Source organism: Collinsella sp. AM42-18AC, assembly GCF_003467965.1.
Taxonomy (GTDB): domain Bacteria; phylum Actinomycetota; class Coriobacteriia; order Coriobacteriales; family Coriobacteriaceae; genus Collinsella.
On sequence record NZ_QSFY01000003.1, the window covers coordinates 107,643 to 121,540 of the forward strand.

11 protein-coding genes are annotated in these 13,898 nt (G+C 61.3%); 2 read left to right on the forward strand and 9 right to left on the reverse strand.

Annotated features, from left to right (window positions below; all coding sequences use genetic code 11):
- Positions 1-34: 34 nt before the first annotated feature.
- Together DW913_RS02995 and purH are read right to left on the reverse strand one after the other, a co-directional pair.
- Positions 35-766 carry a hypothetical protein gene (locus DW913_RS02995; protein WP_117797526.1) on the reverse strand — a complete coding sequence of 244 codons (732 nt, stop codon included), beginning with the start codon at positions 764-766 and terminating at the stop codon, positions 35-37.
- Between the two features lie 251 nt (positions 767-1,017).
- The gene (gene purH, locus DW913_RS03000; RefSeq protein ID WP_117797527.1) at positions 1,018-2,625 is read right to left on the reverse strand and encodes a bifunctional phosphoribosylaminoimidazolecarboxamide formyltransferase/IMP cyclohydrolase; all 1,608 of its coding nucleotides are present in this window, start codon (positions 2,623-2,625) and stop codon (positions 1,018-1,020) included.
- A gap of 265 nt (positions 2,626-2,890) precedes the next feature.
- Between purH and DW913_RS03005 the strand changes: the two genes are divergently transcribed.
- The gene (locus tag DW913_RS03005) at positions 2,891-3,532 is read left to right on the forward strand and encodes a GNAT family N-acetyltransferase (RefSeq protein ID WP_117797528.1); all 642 of its coding nucleotides are present in this window, start codon (positions 2,891-2,893) and stop codon (positions 3,530-3,532) included.
- A gap of 452 nt (positions 3,533-3,984) precedes the next feature.
- On the opposite strand, the gene DW913_RS03010 is transcribed toward DW913_RS03005, so the two are convergent.
- Positions 3,985-5,931 (reverse strand): DUF2207 domain-containing protein, encoded by a 1,947-nt coding sequence (locus tag DW913_RS03010; RefSeq protein WP_158566179.1) that lies wholly within the window; start codon positions 5,929-5,931, stop codon positions 3,985-3,987.
- A 509-nt stretch (positions 5,932-6,440) separates the two neighbouring features.
- Between DW913_RS03010 and gluQRS the strand changes: the two genes are divergently transcribed.
- Entirely contained in the window at positions 6,441-7,451 is a 1,011-nt protein-coding gene (gene gluQRS / locus DW913_RS03015) for a tRNA glutamyl-Q(34) synthetase GluQRS (protein WP_255415051.1), read from the forward strand.
- Positions 7,452-7,466: 15 nt separating this feature from the next.
- On the opposite strand, the gene DW913_RS03020 is transcribed toward gluQRS, so the two are convergent.
- The 6 genes from DW913_RS03020 to DW913_RS03040 form a co-directional block, all read right to left on the reverse strand.
- Positions 7,467-8,192, reverse strand: coding sequence for a metallophosphoesterase (locus DW913_RS03020; protein ID WP_117797530.1), 726 nt, complete (start codon positions 8,190-8,192; stop codon positions 7,467-7,469).
- Positions 8,189-8,827: a hypothetical protein gene (locus DW913_RS03025; RefSeq protein WP_117635617.1), complete on the reverse strand. Its 639-nt coding sequence runs from the start codon at positions 8,825-8,827 to the stop codon at positions 8,189-8,191. Before DW913_RS03025 ends, DW913_RS03020 begins: the two co-directional genes overlap by 4 nt.
- Positions 8,828-8,875: 48 nt before the next feature.
- Complete coding sequence (locus DW913_RS03030; RefSeq protein ID WP_117797531.1) at positions 8,876-9,592, reverse strand: metallophosphoesterase; 717 nt, start codon at positions 9,590-9,592, stop codon at positions 8,876-8,878.
- 129 nt (positions 9,593-9,721) lie between these two features.
- Complete coding sequence (locus DW913_RS09990) at positions 9,722-10,087, reverse strand: hypothetical protein (protein ID WP_147348638.1); 366 nt, start codon at positions 10,085-10,087, stop codon at positions 9,722-9,724.
- Positions 10,088-10,185: 98 nt separating this feature from the next.
- Positions 10,186-13,536 carry a CAP domain-containing protein gene (locus tag DW913_RS03035; protein WP_117797532.1) on the reverse strand — a complete coding sequence of 1,117 codons (3,351 nt, stop codon included), beginning with the start codon at positions 13,534-13,536 and terminating at the stop codon, positions 10,186-10,188.
- Between the two features lie 87 nt (positions 13,537-13,623).
- A complete protein-coding gene (locus DW913_RS03040) occupies positions 13,624-13,854 on the reverse strand; it encodes a hypothetical protein (protein WP_117797533.1) in 231 nt (76 codons plus the stop codon).
- Between the last annotated feature and the right edge of the window lie 44 nt (positions 13,855-13,898).

Here is a 13,898-nt window from a genome sequence, read left to right on the forward strand (position 1 = left end):
AATGATTAAATAATCCCCGTCCCAGAAAAATCATTTAGCGGCGGGCGCGAAGCTTTTCGTAGCCGTCGGCAAAGAAGGCAACCGTCTCGGCATCGGACTCGGCGACGTCAGCGTCGGCGGCAGGCACCACGCCGTGCTCGTCGCTCACCAGGAACAGCGCGCCCTTGAGCTGTGCGGGAATGTCCACGCGCGTGACCGGGATGCGCTTGGTCTGGGCCAGCTGCTCGATGAGCGTCGCCGTGCCGCACAGACACTCGTCCGCCGGCGCCACAAAGGCCAGCTCGCCGTTGTTGACGGCAGCTAGCAGCTCGGGCGCCACGCCGGTTTCGTCGGCCTCGGAGCGGGCCTCGGCGGAGCGGGCACGCAGCGCCTTGGCCGAAGTATCGGCCAGCGGCTCGTACTCACCCACCGTCATGGCGGCATTGCCGTTAACGTCGATCACCAGCATGAGCACGCCGTCGTGCGCGGTGTAATCGCCCTCGGCAAGCGACCACTCAACGTGCTGCTTGGCCCAGCTGAGCATGTTATGGGTAAGCGGCTCGCCCTGCACCAAGCGCTCGGACAGCGCGCGGATGTGACGGTTGAGCATGGGCACCTTTTTGTTGGACATGCGCCAACGGCAGATAAGCGCGGGCTTGTCGAGCGTAAACTTCTCGACCGCCTCCTGATTGGCGCAAAAGTCCTCGTACGCACGCTGGTCCTCGGCATTGCCAAACAGCTCTGCATCATCAATCTGGGGCATGGTCATACCTTTCGTGTTAGTCATTCCGTCCTCTTATACCAAAAAGACGGCCCTCCAAACGGAGCGGCCGTCTTTTGCAGAGATTATTTTAGAAACGAAGCCAATCCAAGGGACGAGATAACATCCCATCCTCCCCAGTCAACCTAACAGGTCGGCGAGGGTTGCCCAGGTGCCGCAGATTGCCGTGAAAGAGGAGCGACGCGTACTTGGGTACGCGAGCGACGAATGAACGGCAAGGTGCGGTGGCTGGGCAAGCCGCAGCGCCACCTCCCTACTTAATGGCGGAAGTGGCGGGCGCCCGTGAAGACCATAGCAATATTGTGCTCGTTGCAGGCCTGGATGCTCTCGTCGTCGCGCTTGGAGCCACCGGGCTGGATGATGCAGGTCACGCCGTGTGCGGCAAGCACGTCGACGTTGTCGCGGAACGGGAAGAACGCGTCGCTTGCGCAGGCAAAGCCGCCCTTTTCCACGCCCTCGCGCTCGCAGAAGTCTTCGGCACGCTCGCAGGCCAGCAGCGCAGAATCCACGCGGTTGGGCTGACCGGGGCCCATACCAATGCCGGCCTTGCCCTTGGAGACCAGGATGGCGTTGGACTTAACGCCCTTGCAAACCTTCCAGGCAAACTCAAGCTCGGCCATCTCGGCGTCGGTGGGCTTGCGGTCGGTGGGGAACGTAAAGGTCGCGGGATCCTCGGTCACGTGGTCAACTTCCTGCACCAGCATGCCGCCGTCGACGGAGCGCAGCTCCACCTGGGCGCCGTGGTCCACGCCGCCGGTAGCCAGCACGCGCAGGTTGGGGCGCTTGGTCATGCGTTCGAGCGCCTCGGCAGTGTAGCTCGGGGCGATGATGACCTCGACAAACTGCTTGTTCTGGTCGGCGAAATGCTCAACCAGCTCAAAGGGAACCTCACGGTTGCAGGCGATGATGCCGCCGAAGGCGCTCTTGGGATCGCAGGCGAAAGCGCGGTCGTAGGCGGCCGTGATGTCCTCGGCAACGGCGGAACCGCAGGGGTTCTGGTGCTTGAGGATCACGCAAGCCGGCTCGTCGAACTCGCGGACCAGGTTCCAAGCGGCATCGGCGTCCAGATAGTTGTTGTAGCTGAGCGGCTTGCCCTGGATCTGCTCGGAGCCCACGAGCGGGAACTGCGAGCTCGCGGTGTTCTCGCAGCCCTCGGCAAAGCGGTAGACCGTAGCCTTCTGCTGAGGATTCTCGCCATAGCGCAGATCGTCGACCTTCTCCAGCGAGATCTCGAGCTTGGCAGAGGTGTCCGCCACGTCGCTTGCCTGGGCGGCAAGCCAACGGGAGATAGCCGTGTCGTAGGCGGCGGTAGTCTGGTAGACCTTCACCTGCAGGCGGCGACGGGTGGAAAGCGTGGTGCAACCGCCAGTCTCGCGCATCTCGGCCAGGACGGCATCGTAGTCGGCCGGGTCGGAGATGACGGTAACGCTCGCGGCGTTCTTAGCAGCGGAGCGCAGCATGGAGGGGCCACCGATGTCGATGTGCTCGATGGCATCCGCAAAGGTGACCTCGGGGTTGGCAACGGTCTTCTCGAACTCGTACAGGTTGACGACGACCAGGTCGATCAGCTTAATGCCGTGCTGAGCGGCTTCCTGCATGTGCTGCTCGGAATCGCGACGGGCAAGCAGCGCGCCGTGAACCTTGGGGTGCAGCGTCTTGACGCGGCCGTCCATCATCTCGGGATAGCCCGTAAACTCCTCGATGGGGGTTACGGGAACGCCCGCGTCCTCGATGGCACGAGCCGTGCCGCCCGTAGAGATGATCTCGACGCCAAAGTCGTCAACCAGCGTCCGTGCGAAATCGACGACGCCCGTCTTATCGGTAACCGAGATCAACGCGCGTGCGATCTTCACATCAGATCCCATGCAGTCCTCCTGTCTGGTACGCCGCCGTGCTCTGTGAGTCGGTGATACGTCGATCTGCAGCGCTCGCGCAGCGGCATTGAAAATACTGATTTAATGTAGCGCATCGAGCGCATCGATGCACCCCGCAACGGGCGCATGTGCAGAAAAAGTTTGCGCGCGGAGGGGATGGGCACGGTGAGTTCATGGAACACAGGGGCACCATAATTAGATGCCAATAGCGTGGTAGAACTGTGCTCGATATGCATCCGCAAAAGAAAGAGGCACCATGGTCTCGCGGGTTCTCTACCGACCGTTTGATACCGAAGACTTCGACGCCATCGCGCTGATTCTGCAGCAGCTTTGGCATAACAATTCGGATAACGATGAGTACAACCGCCTTGAGGCCGCGTGCGACCTCGCCTATTGCCTTTCGTCATCGACGTTTTCGCAGGTTGCCGTAATCGACGGTCAGGCGCGTGGCATTTCGCTCGCGCGTGCGGGACAGAGCTCCGGCGCCACCGTTAAGGAACATTGGATGGATACCGAACGCGCGCTGCTTTCGCAGATGCGCGAGCTGGAGCCCGATGTCTGCGCCGAGTATCTCTCGTTTGTGCGCGCAACCATCCGAACCAACAACCGCCTGCTCGAGAGCAGCCCGTTGCCGCACGACAACGAAGTCACGCTGCTCGCCGTCGATCCCGATGTCCACGGCCTGGGTGTAGGCTCAGTGTTGCTCGATGCCGCGGTCTCGTACCTGTCCTCGCGCGGGGCGACAAGGGCGTACCTGTACACCGACTCCAACTGCTCGTGGAAGTTCTACGAGTTGCACGGCTTTAAGCGCACGGCCACGCACCGCGCCAACCGCGAAGAGCGTCGTCACGACATGCCGCGCGAAAGCTTTCTCTACGAACTCGACCTAACAGCCTAGCCCAAGCAGCCACACCTAGTCATTTAAGAACGTCCCCAATGACTGATCCCCAACAACTAGTCATTTAAGTCTGTCCCCAATGAGTGGCCTAGGGGGTTTGTAGATAGCCGTGGTCAAAATACATCAAATATGAGTACTGTTACCTTTTTAGTAGCAGCGATTCGGGGCATTTTTGATGCTTATAGGCATGACGACCAGCTGCACGAGCTGACGTAACTCCCCAAATGTTCAATAAAATGGGCTCCTAACGAGAAGTACTCTCATTAGGAGCCCATTATTATGTGCAAACATATGTGACCAACGCAGCAACAGTACTCATATTTGGCATTTTTTGTCCACTGCCCCTTGCGCGAAGGTCCTCAGCGGAAAGTTTGACCCGTTTCGATGCACAAAAATGGGATGAATCTTCCCTGGCAACCGCCCAGAAAGATCCACCCCAAAGCAAGCGCTCGCTAGAACGTTCCGCCGCCGCCTCCGCCGACGCCGCCGCCTCCGCCGCCCGAGAAGCCGCCACCACCGCCGCCACTCGAGCTATCGGAGCTCGAAGCCAACTCGCGGATGGTCTCGTGATACACATCGTTGAACGAAACGAGCGGAGACTCGTTGCCGTAGTGATGGTAATACCACCAGTAGCAGGGGTAGTTGTCGTAGAAATCGTCGCTGTTGCGCAGGTCCGCAGGCACGGCCTCGGCCAGCTGTCGCAGCACTTCTTTCGAAACGCCTAGGGCAACGCCCATCACCAGCAGCTTGTTCCACAGCACCAGATCGCCCGGGACGGCTTCCTTTAGGCGTGTGAAATCCTCGAGCCAATGCTTGAGCGCCTTGCAGCGAGCCGCCACCTCGGCGCCCTCCGGCGTGTAACGGCGGAAGGTGCAGCTCAGGACAAAGCCCACGATCGTGACGGGGATCGAAATCACAGCGGCACCGACGCTGGCGTCCGCAAAGTCGGTATAGAACAGAGAGCCCAAAATGCCAAAGACAATGATGATGCCGAGAACCAGGCCGGCCACCATCACGATAGTGCCATCCGATGCGATAAACTCGCGCTCCTCCAGCTTGCCCTTAACCGTGCTCTGATAGTCCTCGAGCTTGTCGCCAACAGATTCAGTACGCTCGCTGGCATACTCCTCCAGCTCGCTAAACGTGCGCGAACGGACGCCGTCTTTATCGGGCTTAACGCCAGCGAAGAAGACCTTGAGCACGTCGCGATCGATGCCGTCCTTCTTGGCAGCCTTCCAGGCCTCGTCGGTCACTGTGATGCGATACGTCTGCTCCTCTTTTTCGCGACGGAGCAGACCCTTCTTCTTGGTCTCGGTCGCTTCTTCCAGCTTGATCACGCGGTCGTCGGTCAGCTTCATCAGCGTGGCGATATATGCCTGATCGGGCACGTCGTTCCAGCTCATAAGAGTTGCAAGCACCGCGGGATGATCGGCGGAGGGCACATCGCGGAAGTACTCGTCCTGGAAGAGCGGCTTGGGCTTGGGCCTGCGCAGCTTGAGCATCACGATCACACCGGTATAGGCAACCGCCACGACAACACACGCCACGGCGATCGCACCGGCAACCGCACGCGCGTGCTCACGGCGGGCGTTAGCTTCGTCGGCCCATTCCTTCTCTTCGCTCAGGATCGTTGACATGCGATCTTCGCCCGAAGCGGCAAGCTGCGGCACCCAGTCGCTAGGGAAGGCGATGCGTGCCTCGGCGAATTCGCCCTGGTGCACGCAGGGAATGGTATAGGTGACCATGGGCTCGTCCTCATCGAGCGACACGTCGCCCGTCAGCGGACCATGGCCCCATGCGCGGAAGTTATCGCCCTTGACGGCCGCCGTCCCGGCAGCGGCATTCGCGAAGCACACTTCCATCTCGACGTCATCGGAATCCGCAGACCAGCCGTCACCCACGAACTTCCAGTAGAGCTCGGCGGTATCGGCCCAGTTCATAACCGCACCGGTCATGGTGTAGCTCACGTAGTAGATTGCGCTGTCGCCGCTCTCGTGAGGGCTGAACACCTTAATCCTTACGCCGTCACCGGTCTGCTCGACCGTGTAGACGCCAGAGTCGCCCTTGTTCGCGCTATCGACTTTGTTAAACGCGGTGTCCTCTTCCTCGACACTCAGCACGTCAACGCCCGCCGTGCCGCCCTGCTGGTTGGTGCCCGTATTGATCTCCCAAAACACGCCGTTGATGTCGTCGTCGAAATCAAACTGGCGTCCCTCGACAACGGTCAGCGATCCATCGGCCTCGACCGTGGCACTGATGTAGGTTTGGGTCATGGAGTAGCCGTCGGCGTGCGCGGCGGCAGGCAGCAGCAACAACGCAAGCGCAACGAGCGCGCAGACGGAAGCGAATCGCGCAAACAGGCGGCGCTGCCGACAGGGCTGGGCAACGGGGGCGTTCATAGGCACATCCTTTGTCTGTGGTACCAGTAGCGTCATTGTCCCACGTTTGCGAGTTCATGTGACGAACATCTAGGTCAGCGGAGCGTCAAAACGGGACAAAAGTCACACCCGCCGCCGGCACCTGGGGACGTTCCTTATCTGCCGGCAATCTGGGACACTCCTTGGCATAGCCCGCTCCGGCAATAGATACCACTTCATAGCTCCATCACAGGTGTAGCGGCTTTGTGTGGGCGCGGCATGCGCTGATTGAGCCGCCAGTTGAGGGGCATAAAGCAGTTGAGCGAAAACGGTTTGCCCCTTTGCCGTCCGCTTGAGGATCATGTCCCCCTTTTCCGCGGAAACCCCGGCAGTTGCGAAGAGCTGCTGGGGTTTCTGTCGTTTGTGAGGCTAAGTCGGTACGCAGCGATCGAGACCTTGAGCCGCAAACCCACCGTGCGCAATGCGCACCGCCGCCAACTTGTGAGCGCGGCAACGCCTTCCCTACCGTGCCCCGCGCTATACTCGTCCGCATGGATATCAAAGCACGCAACATACCAACGCCCGCCGCGGATGTGCCAACGACGCAGCCCGCCTCCGTTCCCGCACCTGTCGTGGGTCGCTTTGCCCCGTCGCCCTCGGGCCGCATGCACCTGGGCAACGTGTTCAGCTGCCTGTGTGCGTGGCTTTCGGCCCGCAGCCAGGGCGGCAGCATCGTGTTGCGCATCGAGGACCTGGACGATCGCTGCAAGCGCCCGGAACTTGCCGCTCAACTGATTGACGACCTGGCCTGGCTGGGACTCGAGTGGGACGAAGGCCCCTACTACCAGCACGACCGCCTCGACCTGTACGAGGACGCCCTGCATCGGCTGCAAGACGCCGGTCTCACCTATCCCTGCTTTTGCACGCGCGCCGAGCTCCACGCCGCGAGCGCGCCGCACGCCAGCGACGGCACGCCCATCTACCGCGGCGCCTGCCGAAACCTTTCTGCCAAAGAAATCGCCCGCCGCAGCGCTCTGCGCGCCCCAGCCACGCGTCTGCGCGTGCCCACCGTCGATGACCTCGCAAACGACGTGATCGAATTCGTGGACCGCACGTACGGCGCCCAATGCGAGGCACTCGCTACCGAGTGCGGCGACTTTTTGGTGCGCCGCAGCGACGGCGTGTTTGCCTATCAGCTAGCCGTGGTGGTCGACGACGCCGCCATGGGTGTTACCGAGGTCGTGCGCGGATGCGACCTGCTGGGCTCCACGCCCCGCCAAATCTACCTGCAGCATCTGCTGGGACTGCCCACGCCGCACTACGCGCACATTCCGCTGCTCATGTCGCCGGATGGCCGCCGCCTTTCCAAGCGCGACCGCGATCTGGACCTGGGCGAGCTACGCGCCCGCTTTGGCACGCCCGAGGCACTGCTGGGCTGGCTCGCCGGGCAAACAGCCATCGCGCCGGACACCACACCGCGCTCTGCCGAGCAGCTGGCCGAGCACTTTAGCTGGGACGTCATCCGCGCGCATCGAGAAAACATCACTGTAACGACCGAGTAGTCAGCCGTCCCACCCCTACGCAACATCCCAAGGCATAAGCTCGTCGCCCAGGCGAACGATGCAGTCGTAGAGCACGGTGTGGCGCTCGGCCGGGTTGGCATCCCGATGAAAATGCCCGTAGTACCAGCGCTTGTAGTCCAAGCGATCTTCCAGCTCGTCGAAAAATGCCGTAAGCCGATCGACAGCTGGATAATTCCAGCCAGGTGCCGGATAGAGCGTGGGCGAGAGCATGCGCGTGGAGCAGGTGTGGGTGATCACGTAGTCGACCTTCCAGCCCACGCTATCGAGCTTTGCCCGCGCCTCCTCAAAGTTGCGCTCGCCCGGCAGCTCCTGCGGCCACCAGCTGGAATACGGGATGCGGTATTCCTTGTCCACACTCGTGGCGCCGCCCATGGTAAAGATCGTCGACCCACCGAGCTCAAAAACCTCGCCGCGCGTCAGGCGCCGTATAGGCGAGGTGTCCGGCAGGCGTTGCGTCAGTCCACCGTGCCACAACTCCAGGGGGCGCTCCGCCCAATGGTCGTAGCGTTCGTGGTTGCCGTCGACGAACAGCACGGTATAGGGGCGCGACTCCAGCCAGGCGATATCGGCGCATTCCTCGGCAGAAAAATCCCACGGAAAGCCAAAGTCTCCCGCGATAATCAGATAGTCGTCGCTCGTCAGACTATCCCCAAGCTCCCAGTCGCGGAGCTTTTGCATGTCGATGCCACCGTGGACATCACCCGTCACATAAACCGTCATCGGATCACCACTTCCCTCTTATAGGCTTCGAGATCGTGCTCGATCTGCTCGTCGCCCGTGGCGTTGACCCACCACGGCCATTTAACGCAACACGCCGGCTCGTCGACCTGCGCAAACCACGACTTGAGCTCCTCCAGGCTCACCGGGGCGTAGCCGTTGGCGTCCACGCCCACGTCATAGCGCAGCAGCCCCTGCCTAAGGTTGAACGTGTTGTACGCGCCGCCGCAGCTGTGGATATGTCCGTGAAGATGCCAGCCGCCGTGCGACATGCCTTGCCAGTCGACCATGGGATAGTGGCTCAGCACGATTTTTTGGCGGTCGATCTTGAGCACACAAATGGGCGGCTCGACGATAAAAGCATCCGCCACCGCAGGCTGCGTCCAGTCTTTGTCGTGGTTGCCAGGCAGCAGATGGACGTGCTTGCATGCAATGCTCTTACGCAGCTCGTAGGCGTCTTGCACCGTCATCTTAAAGCTGAAGTCGCCCAGAATATAAAGCTCGTCGTCCAAAGCGACCTTGCTATTAATGTTGGCGACCATGGCGTCGTTCATCTGCGCACCAGTCGACCAAGGCCTGTCGGCGAGCCGCAGCATGTTCTCGTGTCCAAAGTGGGTATCGCTGGTAAACCAGATCATGGGAACCTCCTAACGCTGTTGCCCAGAATTTCCACTCGCCGCCCCACCCTACTCATCGGTGCATCGCGCCTCAATCGGCACGATATCTTGGTAGATCAGGCGATGCTTGTCGTCGCGCCATTCATCGTCATGGTAATGGCCAAAGAACCAGGTGCGGTAGTCGAGTCGCCCGTCGAGCTCGCCCAAAAAGGCCTGCAGCGAATCGTCGTAGAACTCGCGATTGCACTCCATGCACAGCTCGTCTGCCAAATCGACCGGCGCCTCGTGAGTCACAACATAGTCGACCTTCCAGCCCACACGATCGAGCGAGGCGCGACAGTATTCCATCTCGCTCTCACTCGGCATTTCCTCGGGCCACCACGTCTTTCCCTCCCGGCGCCACTGTTTGTCATGGCTCGCGGCGCCACCCATGGCGAGCACCGTGTTCCCCGCGATGTCGAACACCTCTCCGCGCATCAGGTGCAGCACATGCGGGCGAGCCTCGTGAACGAGGCCCCCGTTCCACTCTCGGATCGGCAGCCCCGCCAGCAGATGATAGTTCTCGTGATTGCCGTCGACAAAACACGTAGTCCAGGGCTTGGACTCAAACCAGTCGAGCCAGTATTTGTCGGTGTTTGAGCCACTCCATATAAAGCCAAAGTCGCCGGCAACGATCATCACGTCATCGCGCGTCAGCGTACGGCCCAATGGCCAAACGCGCGACGAGAAGCGGCTCGCCCCGTACTCGGCAACACCGTGAACGTCTCCGGTAACGAAAATGGACATTAAGCGGCACCTCCGTGCTGTGCGACTCTAGACAAATCGATGGCAGAAATTGCGGATCAGCCCCGGCATCCGCACCCCTTAGGGCTTACCCCTCGTTCTTCCATCCAAACGGATCAAACACCCAAAAAACTAGATCGAGCACACTGTTGGCGGGCAGCATGTTGGGCAGGGCGTCTTGCCTCGCTTGAGTGCGGTTGCCAATGGCACGCTCGTTTTAATGGCGTTTCGGGACAAGTTTTTGCATCCCGCAGAACGGTGGTAAATCTTGCCGTTCTTGGTGACGGTTACCTTGATTTTTGAGGTATCCACACTGCGGGGCTCGATGGGCGCGGCCACCTCTTGACGAGCTGGCGCTGTTTTCCAAGGCTTGCCTCTCGAAAAACCAAAATCGCAGAATCGATTGATATAGCTGTCGAAACATCCATCGAACAGCAACCCCGTTGCCAGGCCCGCCATGAACCCACAGGCAATCGCAGCTTCTCCTCTGATTTGCATATGTCCCTCCATAATCAATCTCGAAGATTAAAAACGGCGCGCGCCGCAGGGCCTATCCCTTGCGGCGCGCGCCGAAAATGATCCGTTTTCCTCCGTCCCTAACGGATCAGCTGGCGGCGCTTATCGGACAGGAATACGCCGGCGGCCACCAGGACCGTGCCGCCGATCACGAAGGTCTCACCCAGCAGCTCGGACGCATCGCCCGTGGCGGGCATCGCCGTCTGCCAAGTCGTGGCCTCGGTCTTTGCCTCCGCATGCTTGGCCTGGTACGTCACTTGCGTGACGGGCTGGGTCTGCTCGCCGTTTCCGCGGTCGGCGGCCTCTTGGCGAGCGATCTCGGCGTTAAGCTCGGCAATAGCCTGGTCGAGCTCGACCTTGGCGGCGGTGTAGTTGGCGAGCGCCTCCAAGTATGCCGGCGCCACGGCATCCGTCGCAGCCACGGCGTCATCGAGTTCGGCCTTGGCGGTCGCGGCACGCTCGGCGGCATCGTGGGCCGCAGCGATCTTGGCGTTAAGTACCTCGTCCGCATCGTCAGTGCTGCCGTTGACAATGGCTTCGGCAATATTGATTCTGCGCAGGCGGGCAACCGCGGCGGCAGAGGCGTCGCGCGCGACAGTCGCATCCACCACGGCATCGTCAGCCTCCACCACGTCATACTCGGCATCGCTCACGGCCATCGCCGCTGCATCGAGCGCGGCATCGGCAGTCGCTTTGTCCCCAGTGGCCTTGGCAAGTGCTGCGGCGGCATTCTTAAGCTGAGAGGCGCGGGCGGCAGCTGCATCAGATTTTGCCTGAGCCGTTGCCACGACGGCGTCGGCATCGCTTGCAGCCCGCTGCGCCATATCGAGCTCCACCTGAGTGGCAGCAACATCGATGCCTGCCTGATCGGCATCGCCTTGGGTGGCAAGAAGTTCGGCCTCCGCCTCGCGCTGATTGGCACGCGCGCTTTCGAGTGCAGACGACGCCGCATCAAACGCACGCTGAGCAGCGGCGATATCGGCTGAGTACGCCGCTAGCTCATCCTGGGCCGCGGCAAGTGCATCCCGTTTGTCGCCAACACCGGCACGAGCGGCGTCCAGTGCGCGCTTGGCAGCAGCCACCTTGCCCTTGGCAATGTCGAGCTCGCCAGACTTGGCGGCCACGGCGTCCTGCGCTGCCGCAACAGCGGCGTTGGCAGCGCTCAAATCGGCGCGGGCATCGCTGACGGCACGCGCGGCGGCGTCAGCTGCAGCCTGCTTTTGCGCCACGGCAGCCTGGGCCTCCGAGGCCTTGGTTGCCGCGACATCAACGTTAGCGGCAGCGCGCTCAACCTGGGTTTGCTTTGCTGCAACGGCCTGCGATGCTGCACTCACCTTGCTGCCGGCATCGTCGGCAACGCCCTGCGCCACAGCAAGCTCCTTGCGTGCCGCATCCACGCCCTGCTCGGGATTTGCCAACGAGTCACACCACGCATTCAACGCAGCCTCATACTCTGCAACCGTCATCGGATTGAGGTTATACGGCTTATACCATTGACCAGAATATACAAATGTTTGCGCCTGTGTACTCCCGTACAGCGTCCCTCGCGTGCAAACGCCCATGCCCGTCACGGTGTAATCGGGGTTGATCACGTTGATGTAATGTCCGACCGAAGGGTTTGGTCCACCGTGCAGTGCGGCGTAGTTATCAATCTGGGAGCTATGCGCTGCATAGAAATCGTAAGCGGCCTTTCCCGTAAGGCCCGACGCGCCCAGCGAGGCGGCGGCAGCATCAAAGATGGCCTTCTCCTGATCGACCCACTGCTTAAACGGATTGCTTCCGTAGTTCCACGCCACATTCTCGCCCACGTTAAACTGCTGAGCGTGCGCGACCTTCGTATCGGAGAAGTTCGCGTCGGCGATGGCGGTCGCCATCATGGCATATGTCACCTTGAGCTCGCCTAGGCCAACGCTTGCGCGATACTCGTTGCACGCTTTGAGCCACACAACCGCCTGCTTCATATTGGTCAGGCTCGTCGCGTCGACTTCCTCGCCCACCTTGTTGTAGCCAGCGAGTTTGCAGTTGAGGATGATATCCGCCGCATCGTCGGCACCCACACTCTTAAAGAATGCGATGGCACCCTGGCGGTAGTTCTCCGCCGATGCATTCGCCGTTGCCTGAGCGGCATCGAGCTTTGCCTGGGCCTGAGCCACAGCCTGGTCGGCCTGCTGCTTTTGGGCCTTCGCCTGATCGAGCGCCTTGTCGGCAGCGTCTTTCTCGTCCTTGGCCGCCGAAAGCTTGGCCTGGGCATCGGCCAGCTCCGTGAGCGCACTGGCATGATCGGTCTTGGCCTGGTCAAGAGCGGCGTCGGCAGCGGTCTTGGCAGCAGCGGCGGCATCCAGCTTTGACTGGTCATCGGCAGCGGCCTGCTGCTGATCGGCAACTGCCTGCTGAGCAGTCTGAACCTCGCCCTCGGCGGCGGCAACGTCCTGCTCAGCGGCAGCAAGCTCGCTCTCGCACTTCGACTGCGCGGCCTTGGCGGCCGTCAGCGCTTCGGACGCAGCAGCCACCTTTGCCTTGGCGGCCTCGTACTCCGGGCCCGCGGCGCCCTGCTCGGCTCGATCCAGATCGGCCTTGGCCGCGTCATAGCTCGTCTGCGCGGCATCCACGTCCGCATCTGCCGCGGCCTTTGCCTGCTGAGCTGCCGAAAGCTTGCCCTGCGCGTCCTGCTGCTTGGCAGCGGCGGCAGTGGCAGCGTCTTGAGCATCCGAGAGCTTGGCCTGCGCATCAACGACCTGCTGCTTCGCCTGTTCCAGGTCACTCGCAGCCTGCCCTGCGGCAGCCTGGGCGGCAGCTACAGCCTCGGGCGTAGCATCGGATGCAGCAGCCTGTGCGGCCTCAAGCGCAGACTGGGCATCACGGGATGCCCTCTGGGCAGCAGTCAGGGCTTCATCCTTGTCCGCCAGCTCCTTCTTGGCAGCATCGAGCGCAGCCTGAGCGTCCTCAAACGCCTTGACATCCTGATCGGCCTTGTCCTGCGCAGCGCCCAGCTGCTTTTCCAGCTCGGCCGAAGCAGCGGAGGCCGCGCTATCGCTCGCACCGCGGGCCGCGTCATAGGCGCCCCGCGCCTGCTGCTGGTTGACGGCGGCAGCATCGTAGGGAGCGGCAGCCGCTTCCAGATCGGCCTTGGCGGTAGCAGCTTTAGCGCGCGCCGCATCAACTGCAGCCTGCAGGTCGGCGACCTTTTGCGCTGCAGACACGGCACCCGCGCCAGTACCGGCGGCCGCAGTACTCGTCAGCGGCGACATCACCGCAGCCGTTGCACCCGTGGCGCCAACGCCATCCGCATCCTGTGCCACCGCGACCAGGGGCGACAGCATCGAGCCGCCCGTCATGGCAATCGTCGCCGCAGCAACCGTCACCACGCGTCCAGCCGCCTTGGCCTTACCCAAAGCCTTGCCGTCCATGTCCTTGTTCATATTCTTGCTCATTGTCGATTCCTTCCCACGGTGAGCCGTTGTTTGACACAGATAGTCGATCCAACTTGCCCCATTAAAAAAGAGGTGATAACGGGGTAATTAAATTGAGCGATTTGAATCGCGGCGAACCTGGCATTCGCAAAAGCCAAACTCATAGTTCCGCTCGCGCTCAATCTCATCCAAATACTCGAGATCTTCGCCACTTGGCGCCTCTTCACCTAGGCATACAGGCCAGTTCTCTGTGCGAGAACGGTCAGTACGGCCATAAATGGTCTCGAGATTAATGAAATCGATATTGCCGTTGTTAAAGGAGAAATTGCTGGTGCTCATGCTCAAGTCCCGTCCACATAAACTCAAATTGCTGTGCTTGGCCT